Raw genomic sequence first — 17,948 nt, forward strand, 5'->3', positions numbered from 1 at the left:
GGCGACGTTAACGGCGTCCAGGGAAAGCCGGAAGAGTGAACGTGGCTGCGGCTGTCGCGAGCCAGGTCAGCAGGTCGATCAGCGGGATTCGCTCGTGCCACCGCTCGGCCTCGCCCCGCAGCACGAGCCGGCTCTCGCCGAGCTCGACCCCGGTGAGCCGCAGCCCGCGCGGCAGATCCGGGATCTCCACGACCGCCGGCCGCAGCCGGTCCACCGCCCGGAACCGGAAGTTCCTGACCTGCAACACCTTCGGCCGCAGGTGCACGCCGCCGCCGGCGACGACCGGCTCGACCTCGACGTGGCCCCACGAACGGCGCGGTGCCCAGCGCACCCGCATCACGCTGTCGTCGCCGATGTCCACGACCAGATCGGGTTGCAGCTCCGCGACCTTGGCCCGGACCACGTCAGCGGCCAGCGTGATCTCCACGGACACCTCGTTGGCCTGCACGCTGGGCATCGGCAACGACTGGAACCGCACGTCGCTCGCGGTGACCGCGAGCAGCTGGACCGGGGTGCCCGGCCAGGTCACGTCCTGGGCCACGACCCGCAGCCACGGCACCTGGCCGAGCGCCAGCCCGACCGTGTCCAGTTCGGTGTCGATCTCGACCGGGACGAGCGTGACGTCCGCGTCGGCGACGCGCATCGTCACCTCGCGGCCGATGACCCGGTCACCCGCGGCGCGGACGGCGGCCTGCAGCACCGTCGCCGGGCTGCCCGGCACCAGGGCCTTCCCGGCGGCGAACAGACCTTCCAGCTCGCGCCACGGCCACGTCACTCGGCCGGGTCCCGGGGTTCGTCCGGCTTGCGTGCGCGCGGCCGGATGCGCACGACGCCGGAATCCAGGTCGAGCGGGCCGTGCTCGAACCGCTCGCCGTCGCCCTGGTCGTCGGAGCTCTCCTTGCGCAGCTTCGGAGCGCCGAACAGTTCGCCGAACTGTGCCATCCCTCTACCGTAGCGATTGTCGGCGGCTCGTGCGGGGTACCCGTGCGCCGTGGAGGACGACAGAAACTTACTCGACCGGGCGCGAGCCGGCGCCCGGGAGCTGGTGCACGTGGCCAGGGAAGGGGACACGGACGGCGTTTTCGAAGCGCTCCGCAGGCTCACCGGCCACCAGGGCGTCGTCGGGCCGGACACCCGCCTGATCGTCGGGCAGTTGGTCTCCGCGTCGGCTCAGATGATGTTGTTGCGAGTGGGCTCGCCGCCCCCGGACGTCACGTACGCGGTGGATCTGCGTGACGACGACGAGTTCGCGGTGCCGATCGACGAGCTGGAACCTCCGCTGCGGGCCACCGTCAGGGCCCTGCTGGCCGAGCTGAACGGCCGGCCGGAGGAGGCCGATTTCCAGCTCGACCTGGCTTTGCGTGAGCGGACCGTGCCCACCACCCTGGATGTCGTCGTGCATTCGCTGCTGTGGACCATCGGGCTGCTGGAGTGGTGTGAGGCCGAACGGCAGCCCGCTCCCGAGTGGTTGTCGGCCGGCTGGTCCTGCAACTAGCGCCGGTCACCTTCCAGCGTGGGGTCGTGAGTGTTTATCCGGGTTCTAACCCTGATAAACGCTCACGAGGAAAAGGGCGGCCCGGAGGCCGCCCATCGCCGAGGCTGATCAGTACGGACTCTGCCCAGGCGCGCCCGGACCCGGACGACCCTTGACCTTACGGACCGCGTTCTCGATCTGGTGGTGGTACTTGCCCTTGGTCTGCCGGTCGACGAACTTGCCGGCCTTGTCGGCCATCTGCGCGACCTTCTCCGGGTTCTTCTTGGCGTACCGTCGAGCGGCCTCCGCCGCACCGGCAAGCACGGTCAGCTTTCGGAACATTCGGGCCATGACGAACCTTTCGCAAGCGGTGCTTTCGTCCTCTCAACGTCTGAGGTACCCACTGCCGTTCCCGTCAAATCGCCCGTTCGGCGGTATTGATCATCCCGGCGGGCCGGTGCGGCTCTCACCCAGCGTCATCGGCACGGACTTCACATCGGACTCAGACCGGATCTGGCAGGCTCTGGGCCGAAGGTCGGTGCCACGGACCGGGTTGATCGGGAACAATGGCGCGGGCGGAGACGGTGAGGCAAGGGGGACGACTGTGGGAGTGCTGGTCCGGTCGGGTGGCTGGCGGGGTGCCTTGGTGCGCAAGGTCATGCTTGCCGCGCTGGGGACCCTGATCGCCGGTCTGCTGAGCGCGGTGCCCGCAGCGGGGGACGAGAACGAACAGCCCACCACTGTCGCGGGTCTGCTCGGCCACTACAAGGACCTGAGCAACAAGGCCGAACGTGTCAACGAGGAACTGCTGCGCATCCAGGAGGAACTGGAGGCCAAGCGCCAGGAGTCCCGCGGAGCGGGCCAGCGTGCCGACGCCGCCCGCAAGCAGGCCGACGACTTCCGCGCCCGCGTGTCCCAGGCGCAGCAGGACAAGTCACGCGTCGACGCGTTATTAGGCGGTACCGGCGACCTGAACGCGATGAACGCGTTCCTCACCGGCAGCAGCCGCGACGACGTCGTCTCCCGGATGCAGGCCGCCAGCATGGCCTCACAGCTCAGCGGGACCGCCGCGGAGCAGGGCCGCAAGGCGATCGTGGAGGCCGAGCGGGCCGCCAAGGACGCGGCCGCCGCGCAGAACGACGTCCGCCGGTCCGAGGCGGCGTTGCAGGCGGGCGCCACCCAGGTGCAGCGCTACCGCGACGAGCTGGCCAAGCAGATCGAGCAGGTCAAGGCCGCGATCGACCGGCTGACGCCCGAGCAGAAGGCGATGCTGTCCGACAACGGCGACAGCGCCAGCACGGTCCGGATTCCGGACGGCGACGTCGGCGCCGTGCTGCGCTACGCGCTGGCGCAGATCGGCCGCCCGTACGTGTGGGGCGCTGTCGGGCCGGAATCGTTCGACTGCTCCGGGTTGATGATGACCGCGTACCGGGTCGCCAACGTCAACCTGCCGCGGGTGTCGATCCAGCAGTCCGCCGTGGGACAGGCGATCCCGCGCGACCAGGTCCGCCCTGGCGACATGATCTTCTACTACACCCCGGTGCACCACGTGGCGATGGCCATCGACGGCAACCGCGCCGTGCACGCGCCCAGCGCGGGCCAGAACGTCAAGATCGCGCCGATCGACTCGATCGGTCCGATCACCGTGATCCGGCGCGTGATGAACTAGCCCACCGAGGCCGTGATGAACGGGTCCGGGTCGGCCACGATGGCCCGGACCGCCGCCGAAGCCGCGCCGCGGACGGCCGCTTCGGTGCCGAGCGTGGAACGCAGGACTTGTACTCGCGACCAGGCCGCGCTGACCACGCGCAGGTTCAGTTCGTCGAGCAGCAGCTCGTGCAGCCACGGTTCGAGGCGAGCGTAGGTGCCGCCGAGCACGATCGTCGGCACGTCCAGCAGGTTGACCACATTGGACAACGCGGTGCCGAGCCACTTGGCCACCGAGCGGGCCGCGCTGATCGCCTTGCGGTCGTTGGCTTCCAGCCGCAGTACGAGCGTGTCCACGTCCGGCACGCCGGCCTGCCGCAGGATCGCGTCCTGGCCCGCCATCGCCTCCAGGCAGCCGCGGGCACCGCAGGAGCATCGCGGGCCTTTGGAATCCACCGGCAGGTGACCGATCTCGCCGCCGAAGCCACGGACTCCTTCGAACAGCACGCCGTCCATCACGATGCCCGCGCCGATGCCGATCTCGCCGGACACGTGCACGAAGTCGCGCAGGTCCTCGTGACCGCCGCCCCACAGCTCGCCGAGCGCGGCGAAGTTCGCCTCGTTGCCGACCATGATCGCGCTGTCGCCCAGGTCGGTCCGGTCGCGCAGCTCCGCCCGCACGTCCACGTCGCGCCAGCCGAGGTTCGGGGCCGTGCGCAGGAAGCCGCTGGACGAGTCGACCAGGCCGGGAACGGCGACGCCGACGCCGCCCACCCGGGCGGGCAGTTCGGCGACCGCGGTCCGGATGGCACGGGCCACTTTGACCAGCACGCGGTTGGCCGGCTGGGACCGGTTGTCCACTGGTCGGATGCGTCGGCTCGCGACCGAACCGGTCAAATCGACCAAGCAGGTGGCGATGTAGTCGACGCCGATCTCCACGCCGAGTCCGTGCGGGCCCGCGGGCGACAACGACAACGCCGTGCCGCGCCTGCCGGGGCCTTCGCGCCGTGCCGGCTCCCCGTCGACGACGAGGTTCGCCGCGATCGCGCGGTCGACGAGGCTGGACACGGTGGCCTTGGTCAGTCCGGTTCGTGCGGCGACTCCGGCACGCGAGATACCGGGGGAGTCCGCGATCGCGCCGACGACGAGCGCGGAGTTGTGCCGGCGGACGGTGTGCTGGCCGGCTGGCCTCGGCTGGGTCACGCCGTCATGCTAGTGGGGACAGGTGTGCGCCAGCGGTTGCCTCACCAGTGTGACGCAGATAAGTTTAGGCATCGAACTATTAACGGCTCGATCCCGGGAGACACACCGTGACAGACTCGCCTACTCGTGCGGACAGGTTCAGCTTCGGCTTGTGGACCGTGGGGTGGCGGGCGGTCGACCCGTTCGGCGAGGCGACCAGGCCCGCGCTCGACCCGGTCGAGACCGTGCACCGGCTTGCGGAACTGGGCGCCTACGGCGTCACGTTCCACGACGACGACCTGATCCCGTTCGGCTCCGACGACGCCGAACGTGACCGCCACATCAGCCGGTTCAAGCAGGCGCTGCAGGACACCGGTCTCGTCGTGCCGATGGCCACGACGAACCTGTTCAACCACCCGGTGTTCCGCGACGGCGGCCTGACCAGCAACGACCGTGCGGTCCGGCGGTACGCGCTGCGCAAGATCATGCGCAACATGGACCTCGCCGCCGAACTCGGCGCGCAGACGTACGTGCTGTGGGGCGGACGCGAAGGTTCGGAGACCGACGCGGCCAAGGACGTCGCGGCCGCGCTGGACCGGTACCGCGAAGGCATCGACCTGCTCGCGCAGTACTCGATCGACCAGGGGTACGGCCTGCGGCTGGCGCTGGAGCCCAAGCCGAACGAGCCGCGCGGCGACATCTTCCTGCCCACGATCGGGCACGCGCTGGCGTTCATCTCGACGCTGCAGCACCACGAGATCGTCGGCCTCAACCCGGAGGTCGGGCACGAGCAGATGGCCGGCCTGAACTTCGTGCACGGCATCGGCCAGGCGCTGTGGCAGGGCAAGCTGTTCCACATCGACCTCAACGGCCAGAAGGGCCCGCGCTACGACCAGGACCTGATCTTCGGGCACGGCGACCTGCTGTCCGCGTTCTTCCTCGTGGACCTGTTGGAGAACGGCGGATACGAAGGCCCGCGGCACTTCGACTACAAGCCGCTGCGTACCGAGGACATCGACGGCGTCTGGGCGAGCGCGGCCGCGTGCATGCGCAGCTACTTGCTGCTGCGTGACCGTGCCAAGGCCTTCCGGGCGGACCCGGAGGTGCAGGAAGCGCTGGCGGCCTCGCGCGTGCCGGAGCTGGCCGTGCCGACGCTGTCTTCCGGGGAGACCTGGGAGCAGCTGCGCGCGGACCGTTCGGCGTACGAGGACTTCGACCCCGAGAAGGCAGCCGAGCGCGGCTACGGCTTCGCCCGGCTGTCGCAGCTGGCCTTCGAGCACGCGGTCGGCGCCCGCTGAACCACCCCCTCGTGAGTGGTTGTCCGGGTTCTAACCCGGATAACCACTCACGAGGGTTTCAGGTCGTGGATCGCGGTGATCAGCCTGTCTACATCGGACTCGTCGGTGTACGGGGCGATCCCGGCGCGCACGGCGCCGCCCTCGGCGAGCCCCAGGTGACGTGCGCACTCCAGTGCGTAGAACGTCCCCGCCGGGGCATTCACGCCACGGACCGCCAGTTCCTTGTACACCGTCGCGGACGGGACGCCGTCCACTGTGAACAACGCGGTCGGCGTCCGGTCGCGCCGGGGTGAACCGTACAGGCGGGTCACCCCCGACAGGCCTGCTTCCAGGCGTTTGAGCATCGCGCTCTCGTGCTGCTCCAGGACCTGCATCGACTGGGCGAGCCGCGTCCGGCGCGGTCCGGTGCCCGGGGTGAGGTCCGCGAGGAAGTCGATGGCCGCGGTCGTCCCGGCGAGCAGTTCGTACGGCAGGGTGCCGTACTCGAAACGTTCCGGGACCGCGTTCGACGCGGGCAGCAGCTTGTCCGGCCGCAGGGATTCCAGCAGCGCCGGACGGGCCGCGACGATTCCCAGGTGCGGGCCGAGGAACTTGTACGGCGAGCACGCGTAGAAGTCCGCGCCCATCGCCTCGACGTCCACCCAGGCGTGTGGGGTGAGGTGCACGCCGTCCACGTACACCAAGGCGCCAGCCTCATGGGCGCGTGGCGTGATACGGGCGATGGCCGGCCTGGTGCCCAGCAGGTTCGAGGCGGCGGTCACCGCGACGACGCGGGTCCGCTCGGTGAGCAGGCTGGTGACCGCCGAGACGGGCAGCTCGCCGGTGGTCCGGTCGAACTCGGCCCACCGGACGCGGACGTCGTGCGCTTCGGCGGCCTGCACCCAGGGGCGCACGTTGGCGTCGTGGTCCAGCTTGGTCACGATCACCTCGTCGCCCGCGCGCCACTGCTTGGCCAGCGTGCGGGACAGGTCGTAGGTCAGCTGGGTCATGCTGCGGCCGAAGATGATGCCGGCCGGCTGGGCGCCGAGCAGGTCGGCCGCCGCCTGCCTGGCCGTCGCGACGACGAACTCCGCTCTCAGTTCGGAGGCGGTGACGGAACCCCGGTTGGAGATCCCCGACCGCAGGGTGTTCGCCACCGCGTCCGCCACCACGTCGGGGACCTGGGATCCGCCCGGTCCGTCGAAATGGGCGACGCCCTCCTGCAAGGCCGGGAAATGCGCACGCACAGCCGCTACGTCGAATGGCACATCCGCGAGAGTACTTGCGTGAAGATGTGAATCACTGGTTCACTTCTTGGGTGCCGTACCGCCGGACCCCGCGAGTGCAGGCGCGCATGGACAACCTGCGCGCCGCGATCCTCGCCGCGGGCGTGGAACTGCTGGCTGAGCAGGGCTACGCCGGGTGTTCGGTGGCCGCTGTGGCAGCGCGCGCGGGCATCGCCACCGGGAGCGTCTACAAGCACTTCGCGAGCAAGGCCGAGCTGTCGGTCGAGCTGTTCCGATTCGTGGTCAACCACGAGGTCGACGCGGTCGCCAAAGCCGCCGCGCAGCCCGGTGACCTGGTGGACCGGATCGTCTCGGTCGCCGTGACGTTCGCTTCGCGCGCCCTGCGGTCGCCGCGGCTGGCGTACGCGTTGCTCGTCGAACCGGTGGATCTGCCGGTCGAGCAGGAGCGGCTGGTGTTCCGGCGCGCGTTCCGGGACATCGCCGCCGAGCGGATCGCGCACGCCGTCGACGCCGGCGCCCTGCCCGCGCAGAACCCCGAGTTCACCGCCGCCGCGCTGATCGGCGCGATGAGCGAGCTGCTGGTCGGGCCGTTGGCCGAGCGGGCTTCCGAAGCCGACGTCCTGCCTGCCCTGACCACATTCTGTCTGCGTGCTTTGGGAGGTCATACGTGAGTGCCACACACGAGGTCACCAACCAGGTCCCGCCGCTCGTCGGCCACGACGTGGCCGAGGACCCGGTGCTGCTGGAGGCGTTGCACCGGGAAGGGGCCGGCTGGGCCGAGCCCGACCTGCGCGCACTGGGCCGGTTGGCGGGCAGTGAACAGGCTCAGGAGTGGGGCCGGGTCGTCAACGACAACGAACCCGTTCTGCGCACGCACGACCGGTACGGCAACCGGATCGACGAGGTCGAGTTCCACCCGTACTGGCACTCGTTGATGACGGTCGCGGTCGAGAACGGCATGCATGCGACGCCGTGGACGGACCCGACGCCCGGCGCGCACGTCGCCCGCGCGGCCAAGATGTTCGTCTGGACCCAGGTCGAGGCCGGGCACTCGTGCCCGATCAGCATGACCTACGCCGTGATCCCGACGCTGCGCTCGAATCCCGAGCTCGCCGCGCGGTACGAGCCGTTGCTCACGGCCAGGCAGTACGACTTCGGCCTGCGCGTGCCGACGGAGAAGCGTGGCCTCATCGCCGGCATGTCCATGACCGAGAAACAGGGCGGTTCGGACGTACGGGCCAACACTACCCGGGCCACTCCGGCAGGCGACGGGACCTATCGCCTGGTCGGCCACAAGTGGTTCACTTCGGCACCGATGTCCGACGTCTTCGCCACGCTCGCGCAGGCTCCGGGCGGACTGACGTGTTTCCTGCTGCCTCGCGTGCTGCCGGACGGCACCCGCAACCGGATGCACATCCAGCGGTTGAAGGACAAGCTGGGCAACAGGTCCAACGCGTCGGCCGAGCTGGAGTACGACGAGGCGGTCGGCTGGCGGCTCGGCGAAGAGGGCGAGGGCGTGAAGGTCATCCTCCGGATGGTCAACAACACCCGGCTCGACTGCCTGCTGAGCAGCGCCGCCGGGATGCGGTACGGCGCCGTGCAGGCGATCCACCACGCTCGCCACCGCGGCGCGTTCGGTTCGGTACTGATCGAGAAACCGTTGATGCGCAACGTGTTGGCGGACCTCGTGGTGGAGTCCGAGGCCGCGACCCTGGTCGGCATGCGGCTGGCAGGCGCGACCGATCGCGGCGAGGAGGTCATCCGCCGGATCGGGCTCGCGGTGAGCAAGTACTGGGTCTGCAAGCGTGGCCCGGCGCACGCCGCCGAGGCGCTGGAGTGCTTCGGCGGCAACGGGTACATCGAGGAGTCCGGGATGCCGCGGCTCTACCGCGAGGCGCCGCTGCAGTCCATCTGGGAGGGCTCGGGCAACGTGGCCGCGCTGGACGCGCTGCGGGCGATGGCGCGGCAGCCGGAGACCGTCGAGGCGTTCTTCACCGAGGTCGACCAGGCCTCCGGTGCCGACCCCAGGCTTGACGACGCGATCGAGGGACTGCGCAAGGAACTGTCCGACCTGGCGGACATCGAGTTCCGGGCGCGCCGCGTCGTCGAGACCATGGCGTTGGTGTTGCAGGGTTCCCTGCTCGTCCGGCACGGCTCGGCCGCGGTCGCCGACGCGTTCTGCGCGTCCAGGCTCGCCGGTGACTGGGGCGTCGCCCTCGGCACCCTGCCGTCCGGCGTGGACACCGAAGCGATCATCGCGCGTGCCGCGGTGTGACCAGGCCGATCCGCCCGTGCTCGTGACGGTCACCGACCGCGAACACCTGGCGAAGCGCAACGCCCCCGGGAGGTGAGTCCCGGGGGCGTTCGCGACATCAGCCGCCGCTGCGGCGGCTGGTGAAGTTGCGGTGGGTCGGCGTCGGCTGGCTGCGCAGGTTCTGCACCTTGCCGTACGTCTTGGCCTGCGGTTTCGCCGCGCGGCGTTCGGCCCGGCTGAGCTTGGGCGCCTCGTCGGCGTCGGCGCGCTGCTCGATCGGCTTCATGAACGACAGGCCTTCGGACGCCTGCTTGTCCGCGGACTTCTTACCGTTCTTCTTGGCGTTGGCAGCCATCAGGAACCTCCAGCGAGGGTGAATGGGGGGATGCCACGCGGCGGCAACTCAGCCTGCGATGGCGTGGAAAGTCAAGGAGAATGCGCGATCCGCGCGGAGGTTCTCAGATGCCCATGGCAAGACCATAGCAGCGCCCCTCGCGGGGCGCACCCCCATTTAGCCCACCGGGATCGCGATCGCGGTGATGACCAGGCCGTCGCCGACGAGCCAGCGGCCGGTGAAGCCGTCCACCTGCTCCCCGGCGATCACCGGGCCGGGCACCAGCAGCTTGGCCTCGAACGTGCCGTCGCGGCCCAGCGTGATCGACGCCTCCTCGAACCCGAGCCACTTGTGCGTCAGCGGATACCAGGCCTTGTAGACGGTCTCCTTGGCGCAGAACAGCATCCGGTCCCAGTGCACCGCGCTGTCCGCGGCCGTCAGCTCCGTGAGCCGGACTTTCTCCTCGTCACGGGCGATCACGCCGAGGACGCCGTCGGGCAGCGGGCCGTGTGGCTCCGCGTCGATGCCGAGCGTGTGGACGTCGCTCGAACGGGCGACGACCGCGGCTCGATAACCGGCGCAGTGCGTCATGCTGCCCACGACTCCCGTGGGCCATTGCGGCGCTCCGCGTTCGCCGTTGAGCAGCGGCGCGGGCGGGATGCCGAGCTCGGCGAACGCCTGGCGGGCGCAGTGCCGGACCGTCGCGTACTCGCGCTTGCGCTTGTCCACGGCGTTGGCGACGCGCTCGGCCTCCTCGGGGAACATCGTCGACTCGGGCACGTCGGAGAACGTGTCGCGGCCGACCACGCCCGCCGGCATCAGCTTCTCGATCACGGTGCCACCCTCACCGGCAGAACGGGCTTCAGGAGCTTCTCCGGCAGGCCACGCGGCTTCCACTCACGCGGGTAGCCCAGCGAGACCTCCTCGAACGGCACTCCGTCGTACACGGTGTGCCGGGGGATGTGCAGGTGGCCGTACACCACGCTCGCGGTGTTGAACCTGGTGTGCCAGTCGGCTGACAACTCGGTGCCGCACCACTGGGCGAACTCCGGGTACCGCAGGACCCGCGTGGGCTGGCGGACCAGCGGCCAGTGGTTGACCAGCACCAACGGCACGTCCGGGTCGCACGCGGCGAGCCTGCGTTCGGTGTACTCGACCCGTGCATGGCACCAGGCGTCGATCGACGGGTACGGGTCGGGGTGCAGGAAGTACTCGTCGGTGCACACGATCCCGGCCTCGTGCGCGATGGCCAGCGACTCCTCCTTGGTGGTCGCGCCGTCCGGCCGGAACGTGTAGTCGTACAGCGCGAATAGCGGCGCGATCCGCACCGGTCCGCCGTCACCGGTCCAGACCGGGAACTCGTCCTCGGGTGTGTGCACGCCCAGCCGGCGGCATATCTCGACCAGGTGCTCGTAGCGTTGGACGCCACGCAGCTGCACGGGGTCCTTGGTCGTGGTCCACAGCTCGTGGTTGCCGGGCACCCAGATCACCGTGTCGAACCGCGACTTCAGCAGCGACAGCGCCCACTCGACGTCCGGGACCGTCTCGGCGACGTCGCCCGCGACGATCAGCCAGTCGCCCGGGTGGCCCGGCCGCAGGCCCTCGACGATCGGCCGGTTCTCGGCATGGCCGACGTGGATGTCGCTGATGGCCAGCAGTTGTGGTGTCGCGCTCACCTGACCGAGCTTAGCGAGCGTGATCGCGCCGGAAGCGCCTTTCGCTGTGACGCCCGCCTCTGGTAGACCCGTGAGGACGTCCGACGCCGCCGCCACCGACATGGATGTGAGGACTTCCCCGATGGCGTTCGACCGGCGGAATTTCCTGGTAGGCAGCGCGGCGACGGCCGCGTACCTGGCGACAGCGGGCCAGGCGGAAGCGGCGGCACCCCAGGTGTGGGACGAGTTCGTCGCCAACCCCTATGACCACCCCCAGATCCCCAACATCGCGTACGCCGGCTACCGGATGGGCGACAAGCCGCCCGTGAGGCCCGCGCGCACCAACGTCCTGCGGTACGGCGCGAAGCCCGACGGCTCCGCGGACGCCTCGGCCGCGATCAACCAGGCGATCGAGGACGCCGGCCGGGCCGGCGGCGGCGTGGTGTTCGTGCCGGCCGGCACGTTCCGGATCGACGACATCGTCGAGATCGGCTACGACAACGTCGTGCTCAGGGGTGCGGGCAGCGACCGGACCACGCTGTTCGCCCCGCGCTCGCTCGAACAGATCGTCGGCGTCAACCGCAGCCGTTACGGCGGTGAGAGCTCGGCGTGGAGCTGGTGCGGCGGCCTGGTCTGGGTCTGCCACCGTGACCGGCGGCGTCCGCTGGTCGACGCGATCAAGGCACGCGAGTGGCCGCTGGAAGGGTGGATCGGCAACGAGGGCACCGATGGCAGCGTGATCACGTCGGTCGTCGGAGCTGTGCCGCGTGGGTCGTTCACGGTCACCGTCGCGGACACCAGTGGCCTCGCGCCGGGACAGCGGGTGTTGTTGCAGGTCGACGACGATCCGGGGCACGGGCTGCTCAAGCACATGTGCGGCGACATCCCGGGCACGTCGTCCTATGTCTGGACCGACAAGACCAAGCTTCTGTCGTACAAGCCGTTCATGTGGCCGGTGCGTGTCGCCGCCGTGCACGGCTCTGAGGTGACGCTCGCCCAGCCGCTGCCTGTGGAGCTACGGCCGGAGTGGAACGCCCGGCTGACCACGAGCGCGCCCGCGATCACCGGGGCGGGGGTGGAAGGGCTCACCATCCGGATGGTCAAGACCGTCCGCCCTGCCCACCTGCGGGACAAGGGCTACAACGGCCTGGTGTTCCAATGCGCGTGGGACTGCTGGGCCGACGACGTGTCCGTTGTGGACAGTGACAACGCGTTCCTGCTGGTCTCGGCCAAAGGCGTGACGCTTTCCCGGACCCGGGTGAGCGGCCGCGGCCAGCACCATTCGTACGCGTGCCGCGAGCAGTCGCACGACAACCTGGTCGAGGACTTCGCCATCGGGAAGTTCACCGAGCCGCCGACGCCGGGCTCCGGGCACCACGGGATCAACGTGGAAGGCCTGTCCTGTGGCAACGTCTGGTCGCGCGGCCGGATGGCGGCGGGCACGTTCGACACGCACCGCGGGCTGCCGTTCGGCAACGTGCGGACCGAGATCGAGATCTTCAACGACGGGTCGCACGGCGGCAGCGCCGACGCGGGTCCGTTGTACGGCGCCCGATTCGCGCACTGGAACATCACGGTCACCAACGAGCGGGCGGGCTGCGTCAAGATCGACCACGTCGCGCCGCGCAGCGCGACCGTTGGTATTTCCCCGGTTCGCGAGTTCGGCCAGATCGACCGGCCGGACTTCACCGGACCGCTTGAGTCCAAGCTGGAGAGCTACGGGTCCACCGCGGTGCACCCGCCGAACCTGTACCGCGCCCAGCGAGCTTTGCGAGGTTTCATCCGGCCGTAGCGTGGAATTGGTCTGAAAAGATCACCGCATCGGTTGTGCCGGACACCGGTGTGCGGGTACCTCTATGGGATAGAGGCTTTTTGCTACAGCTGGGAGATCCGGCATGATCACCGCTCCGGACCGCCAACCATGGCGGCTGATCAGCGTGCCCGCGCTCGTCGCGGCCGTCCTGCTCGCGGTGCTGGCTGGTCTGCTGTGGTTACTCGGCATGCCGGACGCCTCTCTACTGTGGACGATCGCGGCGGTGGCCGGGCTCGCCCCGCTGACCGTGTGGGCGGCCGAGGACGTGGTGCTGGATCGCCGGGTGGGCGGGGCGCTGCTGACCCTCCCGGTGATCGCGGGCGCGTTGCTGGTCGGTGAGCACGAAGTCGGTACGGCGGCGGGGATGCTGGCGTGCGCGATGCGTGGCGCTGAGACGCTGGTGCGCAGGCGGGCGAGCCGCGAGGTCGCCGCGGTGGCCCGTGCCGCGGACGAGACCAGGATCCACACCGGTGACCGGGTCAGGGTCGCGACCGGCGAGGTCGTGCCGGTGGACGGCAGGCTGCTGCACGACGCCGTGCTCGACGAGTCGCCGCTGTCGGGCGACCCGATCCGGGTGCGGCGCAAGGAAGGCGAGCCGGTCCGCAGTGGTGTGATCAACGCGGGGGAGCCGGTCGAGGTGATCGCGGCGGTGCCCGACACTGAGGGAACGTGGGCCGCGATGGCACGCCTCGCGCACCGTGCGGTGACCGATGGCGCGGGACCGCTGCGTCGCGCCAACCGTGCCGGGTTGGTGTTCGCGTCCTTGGCGATCGTCGCGGCTGTGGTGGTGTGGCTCGTCACCGCGAACCCGCTGGCCGCGTATGGTGTGCTGGTTGTGGCCGCCGCTGGTCCGGTGCTGCTGGCGGTGCCGTTGTCACTGATCGCGGGGCTGACGAGGGCCGCTCGGCAGGGTGTGGTGGTCGGCGACGTCGGTGTGCTTGAACTGTTGGGCCGTGCGAAGGTCGGCGTGATCGACGCGTCCGGCGTGGTGTACTCGGGCACGTTGTCGGTCACGGAGGTGGTGGCCGCGCCGGGCTGGCTGACCAACGACGTGCTCGCGTGCGCGGCGTCGGCGCAACGCCTGCGGCCGGACGCGTTCGCCGGAGCCGTCGCGCGCGCCGCGAAAGCCGCCGGCCTGGGGATCTGCACCCAGCCGGGCAAAGTGACGTTCGCCGAGACCCAGCCCGACGGGGCACATGACTGGGTGAAGGTGGCGTTGGCCCGGGCGAGCCTGGACAACGCGAGCGTCGCGTGGGTGACCGTCGACGGCCAGCCCGTCGGAGCCTTGCTGGTCCGTGACGAGGTCCGGCCGGAGGCGGCGAAGTCGCTGCGGGCGCTGCGGCGCGCCGGGATGCGGCGGCTGGTGCTCGTCATGCGCGGGCACCTCAACGATCCCGAGGATGTCGGCGCTGTCCTGGGCGTCGACGAGCTGTGGACGCGATGCGGCACGGCGGACAAGGTCGAGCGCGTGCGTGAGGAACGCCGTCGTGGCCTGACGTTGATGGTCGGTGACGATCCCGCCGTCGGCGCGGCCGATGTCGGTGTCGCGTTGAGCGGCCGGGGCGCGTGCGTCGCCGACGTGATCATCGCCGATGGCCAGGTCGCACGCCTGGCCGACGCGATCCGGACGGCCCGGCGGACCCGGTGGATCGGGCTGGTCACCACGGCTGTGGGGCTGCTCGTGATCGCGGCCGGGATCGCTGCGTCGGTGATGGGCTGGCTCGCGCCGTTGTTCGCGGTGCTGATCCGGACCGGCATCGACGGCCTGGTCATGGCTTCCGCCCTGCGGGCCTTGCGGCCCGGCCGCCCCGCCGGTGGTCCGTACATGCCCGAGCCGGACCACCTCAGCCCGGTGCGGCACGCCGTGCGCCAGGCCGCCGACGACCTGTCCACCGGACTGACCCCGCAGGCCCAGCAGTCCGTGCTGCGGGCCTACCACCTGATGTCCGACCACCTGGTCCCCGCGCAGCGAATCGTCGAGATCGAGCGTCAGGTCCGGCGGCTCGGCGCACACCTGACGGCACCGGACGCCCGGGTGGACGACCTGCGGGCGACCTTGTACGGCCTCAACGCGGTGCTGAACGAACGCCTGATCGCGTCCCGGCGCGGACGGCTGTAGACGCATGCCGAACCTCGACTTCTACGCCACCGGCGAAGACTGGTCCGCGGTCCTGGAGGCGGTGTTCGAGCTCGGCTCGTTCCGTGTCTTCGAGGCTTACTCGGCGCCGGACCACGAACTGCGTGAGTTCCACGCCGCCACGGAGATCCCCGAGGGCAGGGCCGGGCGACACCTGCAACTGCTGGTGATCGGTGCCGGCCCGGACCCCGTCGCGAAGCGGATCGATGTGCTTCCGGGAACGCTGGGCGACGCGACCTTCCGCTACTGCTGCGAGGGCTGGGGACTCGTCCAGCTCCAGCACGGTGTGCCGGACGGGACGCGGGAGCTGCGATGGAGCCATACGAACCACAACACCGAGAAGCGCGCCCGGGCGTGGTCGGGCACACTGTCGCGGCTCGGTGATCCCGCCGAGTGGGACTGGCGTGCGATTACCAGTGCGTCCGGGCGGCTCAACCGTGCCGTTCGCCGGATGGCCGTGAGCAAGATCGGCTCCCACCCCGTTCTGCCGCATGCCGCGCGCTTCATCGCGGACGCCGGTTTGCGGTACGAGTACGGCAGGGGCATCCACGCGACTCGCGCCTTCGGCGCGACTCCCCGCTGACATCGCCGCTGTCGCGGCTCGGCTGACCACGGTTACCCCGGAGCGACTCACTTCACATTCTGAAAGTTTGCAGGCTCTGCAAGATCCTCGGTAGCCTGGCGTCATGACCGAGGGGGAACCGCCGTTGGGCCTGCGCGAGCGCAAAAAGCGCGAAACGCGGGCCAAGCTGGTGAAGATCGCGATCCGCCTCGCGGCCGAGCGGGGGCTGGAGAACGTCACGGTCGACGACATCGCGGCCGAGGCCGGAGTGTCCGCGCGGACCTTCTTCAACTACTTCCCGGCCAAGGAAGACGTCATCCTGCACGCGGACCCCGATCCGATCGGGCAGACGCGCCGGATCGCGGCCGCGCTGCTGGCCGCACCCGCCGGGCTGAGCCCGGTGCGGGCGGTGGCCCACGCGATGCGTCCGTACATCGACGAGGTCGACGACGACCGGGACCAGTGGCTGGCCCGCATCACGATCATCGAACGGGATCCGGCGCTGATGGTGCGGATGTTCGCCACGCACAAGGAGTCCGAGCGGATCCTCGTCGACGCCGTCGCCGAGCGGACCGGCCTCGACGCGTCCGGGGACTTCTATCCGATGTTGCTGTTCAAAGTCGTTGGCGGGGCCATGCAGGCGGCCACCCAACGCTGGCATGAGCTGGGGGGCTCGGTCCGGCTGGCCGAGTTGTTCGACGCGGCGATCGAGACGATCGCCGCGGGATTGCCCGTGCCCGTGGGCACGGCCGTTCTCGAGGGGAAAACATGACAGTCACGGCAGATCCGCCGGTCGACGGCGTGAAACCGAGCCGTGCGCAAGTGGTGCAGGCGCTGTCCGGCCTGATGATGGGCATGTTCGTGGCCATCCTGGCCTCGACCGTCGTGGCCAACGCGCTGCCGCGGATCGTCGCGGACCTGGGCGGCTCGCAGTCGTCCTACACCTGGGTGGTCACCACCGAACTGCTCGCGATGACCGCGACGGTTCCGCTCTGGGGCAAGCTCTCCGACCTCTACAACAAGAAGCTGCTGATCCAGCTGTCGCTGGGGATGTTCGTGGCCGGTTCGCTGGTCGCCGGGTTCTCCGGGGACATCGGCACGCTGATCGCCAGCCGGGTCGTGCAGGGCATCGGCGCGGGCGGCCTGACCGCGTTGGCGCAGGTCGTCATGGCGGCCATGGTGTCGCCGCGGGAACTGGGCCGCTACATGGGCATCTTCGGCGCCGTGTTCGCGGTCGGCACGGTGGCGGGCCCGCTGATCGGCGGCCTCATGGTGGACACCTCGTGGCTCGGCTGGCGCTGGTGCTTCTTCCTCGGTGTCCCGTTCGCGGTCCTGGCGATCCTGCTGCTGCAGCGAACCCTGAACATCCCGACGGTCCGGCGGGAGGGCGCGAAGGTCGACTACCTCGGCGCGTTCCTGATCATGCTCGGCGTGTCTACGCTGCTGGTGTGGACCACGCTGGCCGGCCACCAGTTCGACTGGCTGTCGGGCTGGACGTTCTTCCTGGTCGGCGGCGGTGTCGTGGTGCTCGCGCTGGCCGTGTGGGTGGAGTCGCGGGTGGCCGAGCCGATCGTGCCGCTGAGCATCTTCCGCAACCGCACGATCTCGCTCACCACGATCGTCAGCTTCCTCGTCGGTATCGCGATGTTCGGCGGCACCGTCTTCCTGTCCCAGTACTTCCAGCTGTCGCTGGGCAAGTCGCCGACCGTGGCCGGGCTGATGGGCCTGCCGATGATCTTCGGCCTGCTGGTCTCCTCGACCCTGTCCGGGCAGATCATCAGCCGGACCGGCAAGTGGAAGAGTCATCTGATCATCGGTGGCGTGTTCATGATCGCCGGGTTCGCGTTGCTGGCCACGATCGACCGCGGCACCAGCATCGTGGTGCTCAGCGGGTACATGATCGTGCTCGGCATCGGCGTCGGCATGCTGATGCAGAACCTCGTGCTGGTCGCGCAGAACGACGTGGCCGCGCAGGACCTGGGCGCGGCGACCTCGGTGCTGTCGTTCTTCCGCAGCCTCGGCGGCTCGATCGGCGTCAGCGTGCTGGGCGCGGTCCTGGCCAACCGGGTGACCGGTGAGATCACCTCGCACCTCGGCCCGCTGCCGGGCGGCTCGTCCACGTCCGCGGTGCCCGACCTGAGCACCCTGCCCGAGCCGATCGCGACCGTGATCAGGGACGCGTACGCCGTCGCGACCAGCGAGATCTTCCTGTACTGCCTGCCGTTCGCGGTGCTGGCGGTGGCGTTGATCTTCTTCCTGAGGCAGATCCCGCTCAAGACCCAGACCGGCGCCGAGCGGCTCGCCGAGGAAACCGCAGGTACCCCCTCGTGAGTGTTTATCAGGGTTAGAACCCTGACAAACACTCA

At 69.9% G+C, this 17,948-nt stretch carries 18 protein-coding genes; 10 read left to right on the top strand and 8 right to left on the bottom strand.

Annotation, left to right across the window (positions count from 1 at the left end; all coding sequences use genetic code 11):
* Positions 1 to 7: 7 nt before the first annotated feature.
* Positions 8 to 775, bottom strand: a complete 768-nt coding sequence (locus tag GC106_RS25735) for an LmeA family phospholipid-binding protein (protein WP_173135804.1) — start codon at positions 773 to 775, stop codon at positions 8 to 10.
* The gene (locus GC106_RS25740; protein ID WP_173135807.1) at positions 772 to 942 is read right to left on the bottom strand and encodes a hypothetical protein; all 171 of its coding nucleotides are present in this window, start codon (positions 940 to 942) and stop codon (positions 772 to 774) included. The genes GC106_RS25735 and GC106_RS25740 overlap by 4 nt, the downstream gene beginning before the upstream one ends.
* Positions 943 to 991: 49 nt before the next feature.
* Here GC106_RS25740 and GC106_RS25745 point away from each other — a divergent pair, with 49 nt between their 5' ends.
* Positions 992 to 1,495: a hypothetical protein gene (locus GC106_RS25745; RefSeq protein WP_173135810.1), complete on the top strand. Its 504-nt coding sequence runs from the start codon at positions 992 to 994 to the stop codon at positions 1,493 to 1,495.
* A gap of 108 nt (positions 1,496 to 1,603) precedes the next feature.
* On the opposite strand, the gene GC106_RS25750 is transcribed toward GC106_RS25745, so the two are convergent.
* Positions 1,604 to 1,825 carry an antitoxin gene (locus tag GC106_RS25750; protein WP_376777765.1) on the bottom strand — a complete coding sequence of 74 codons (222 nt, stop codon included), beginning with the start codon at positions 1,823 to 1,825 and terminating at the stop codon, positions 1,604 to 1,606.
* Between the two features lie 253 nt (positions 1,826 to 2,078).
* Between GC106_RS25750 and GC106_RS25755 the strand changes: the two genes are divergently transcribed.
* Positions 2,079 to 3,143, top strand: coding sequence for a C40 family peptidase (locus GC106_RS25755; protein ID WP_173135813.1), 1,065 nt, complete (start codon positions 2,079 to 2,081; stop codon positions 3,141 to 3,143).
* On the opposite strand, the gene GC106_RS25760 is transcribed toward GC106_RS25755, so the two are convergent.
* Positions 3,140 to 4,324, bottom strand: coding sequence for an ROK family transcriptional regulator (locus GC106_RS25760; RefSeq protein ID WP_173135816.1), 1,185 nt, complete (start codon positions 4,322 to 4,324; stop codon positions 3,140 to 3,142). The two genes, GC106_RS25755 and GC106_RS25760, sit on opposite strands and share 4 nt — an antisense overlap.
* Before the next feature lie 107 nt (positions 4,325 to 4,431).
* On the opposite strand from GC106_RS25760, the gene xylA reads away from it, so the two are divergent.
* Complete coding sequence (gene xylA, locus GC106_RS25765) at positions 4,432 to 5,601, top strand: xylose isomerase (protein WP_173135819.1); 1,170 nt, start codon at positions 4,432 to 4,434, stop codon at positions 5,599 to 5,601.
* 47 nt (positions 5,602 to 5,648) lie between these two features.
* On the opposite strand, the gene GC106_RS25770 is transcribed toward xylA, so the two are convergent.
* The gene (locus tag GC106_RS25770) at positions 5,649 to 6,848 is read right to left on the bottom strand and encodes a cysteine desulfurase-like protein (protein ID WP_173135821.1); all 1,200 of its coding nucleotides are present in this window, start codon (positions 6,846 to 6,848) and stop codon (positions 5,649 to 5,651) included.
* Between the two features lie 50 nt (positions 6,849 to 6,898).
* On the opposite strand from GC106_RS25770, the gene GC106_RS25775 reads away from it, so the two are divergent.
* Positions 6,899 to 7,498, top strand: coding sequence for a TetR/AcrR family transcriptional regulator (locus GC106_RS25775; protein ID WP_173135823.1), 600 nt, complete (start codon positions 6,899 to 6,901; stop codon positions 7,496 to 7,498).
* Entirely contained in the window at positions 7,495 to 9,102 is a 1,608-nt protein-coding gene (locus GC106_RS25780) for an acyl-CoA dehydrogenase family protein (protein WP_173135825.1), read from the top strand. The genes GC106_RS25775 and GC106_RS25780 overlap by 4 nt, the downstream gene beginning before the upstream one ends.
* 97 nt (positions 9,103 to 9,199) lie before the next feature.
* Here the strand turns inward: GC106_RS25780 and GC106_RS25785 are convergent, their stop codons facing one another.
* The 3 genes from GC106_RS25785 to GC106_RS25795 form a co-directional block, all read right to left on the bottom strand.
* A complete protein-coding gene (locus GC106_RS25785) occupies positions 9,200 to 9,436 on the bottom strand; it encodes a hypothetical protein (RefSeq protein ID WP_173135827.1) in 237 nt (78 codons plus the stop codon).
* Positions 9,437 to 9,592: 156 nt separating this feature from the next.
* Positions 9,593 to 10,249: a 4'-phosphopantetheinyl transferase family protein gene (locus tag GC106_RS25790; RefSeq protein ID WP_173135829.1), complete on the bottom strand. Its 657-nt coding sequence runs from the start codon at positions 10,247 to 10,249 to the stop codon at positions 9,593 to 9,595.
* A complete protein-coding gene (locus tag GC106_RS25795; RefSeq protein ID WP_312872844.1) occupies positions 10,246 to 11,091 on the bottom strand; it encodes a metallophosphoesterase family protein in 846 nt (281 codons plus the stop codon). Before GC106_RS25795 ends, GC106_RS25790 begins: the two co-directional genes overlap by 4 nt.
* 121 nt (positions 11,092 to 11,212) lie before the next feature.
* Here GC106_RS25795 and GC106_RS25800 point away from each other — a divergent pair, with 121 nt between their 5' ends.
* The 5 genes from GC106_RS25800 (at position 11,213) to GC106_RS25820 (ending at position 17,913) form a co-directional block, all read left to right on the top strand.
* Positions 11,213 to 12,862 carry a glycosyl hydrolase family 28-related protein gene (locus GC106_RS25800; RefSeq protein WP_173135833.1) on the top strand — a complete coding sequence of 550 codons (1,650 nt, stop codon included), beginning with the start codon at positions 11,213 to 11,215 and terminating at the stop codon, positions 12,860 to 12,862.
* A 103-nt stretch (positions 12,863 to 12,965) separates the two neighbouring features.
* Positions 12,966 to 15,002, top strand: a complete 2,037-nt coding sequence (locus tag GC106_RS25805) for an HAD-IC family P-type ATPase (protein ID WP_173135835.1) — start codon at positions 12,966 to 12,968, stop codon at positions 15,000 to 15,002.
* Between the two features lie 4 nt (positions 15,003 to 15,006).
* Positions 15,007 to 15,603, top strand: coding sequence for a hypothetical protein (locus GC106_RS25810; protein ID WP_173135837.1), 597 nt, complete (start codon positions 15,007 to 15,009; stop codon positions 15,601 to 15,603).
* Between the two features lie 103 nt (positions 15,604 to 15,706).
* Positions 15,707 to 16,354, top strand: coding sequence for an acyl-CoA-like ligand-binding transcription factor (locus tag GC106_RS25815; RefSeq protein ID WP_246366701.1), 648 nt, complete (start codon positions 15,707 to 15,709; stop codon positions 16,352 to 16,354).
* Positions 16,351 to 17,913 carry an MDR family MFS transporter gene (locus tag GC106_RS25820; RefSeq protein WP_173135839.1) on the top strand — a complete coding sequence of 521 codons (1,563 nt, stop codon included), beginning with the start codon at positions 16,351 to 16,353 and terminating at the stop codon, positions 17,911 to 17,913. The genes GC106_RS25815 and GC106_RS25820 overlap by 4 nt, the downstream gene beginning before the upstream one ends.
* Positions 17,914 to 17,948 lie beyond the last annotated feature (35 nt).

It is taken from the genome of Kibdelosporangium persicum (assembly GCF_013280595.1).
Lineage (GTDB): Bacteria > Actinomycetota > Actinomycetes > Mycobacteriales > Pseudonocardiaceae > Kibdelosporangium > Kibdelosporangium persicum.

Coding starts and splice junctions, on each gene's coding strand:
- GC106_RS25815 (WP_246366701.1), top strand. CDS start 15,707: ATGACCGAGGGGGAACCGCCGTTGGGCCTGCGCGAGCGCAAAAAGCGC.
- GC106_RS25810 (WP_173135837.1), top strand. CDS start 15,007: ATGCCGAACCTCGACTTCTACGCCACCGGCGAAGACTGGTCCGCGGTC.
- GC106_RS25750 (WP_376777765.1), bottom strand. CDS start 1,825: ATGGCCCGAATGTTCCGAAAGCTGACCGTGCTTGCCGGTGCGGCGGAG.
- GC106_RS25820 (WP_173135839.1), top strand. CDS start 16,351: ATGACAGTCACGGCAGATCCGCCGGTCGACGGCGTGAAACCGAGCCGT.
- GC106_RS25800 (WP_173135833.1), top strand. CDS start 11,213: ATGGCGTTCGACCGGCGGAATTTCCTGGTAGGCAGCGCGGCGACGGCC.
- GC106_RS25785 (WP_173135827.1), bottom strand. CDS start 9,436: ATGGCTGCCAACGCCAAGAAGAACGGTAAGAAGTCCGCGGACAAGCAG.
- GC106_RS25805 (WP_173135835.1), top strand. CDS start 12,966: ATGATCACCGCTCCGGACCGCCAACCATGGCGGCTGATCAGCGTGCCC.
- GC106_RS25740 (WP_173135807.1), bottom strand. CDS start 942: ATGGCACAGTTCGGCGAACTGTTCGGCGCTCCGAAGCTGCGCAAGGAG.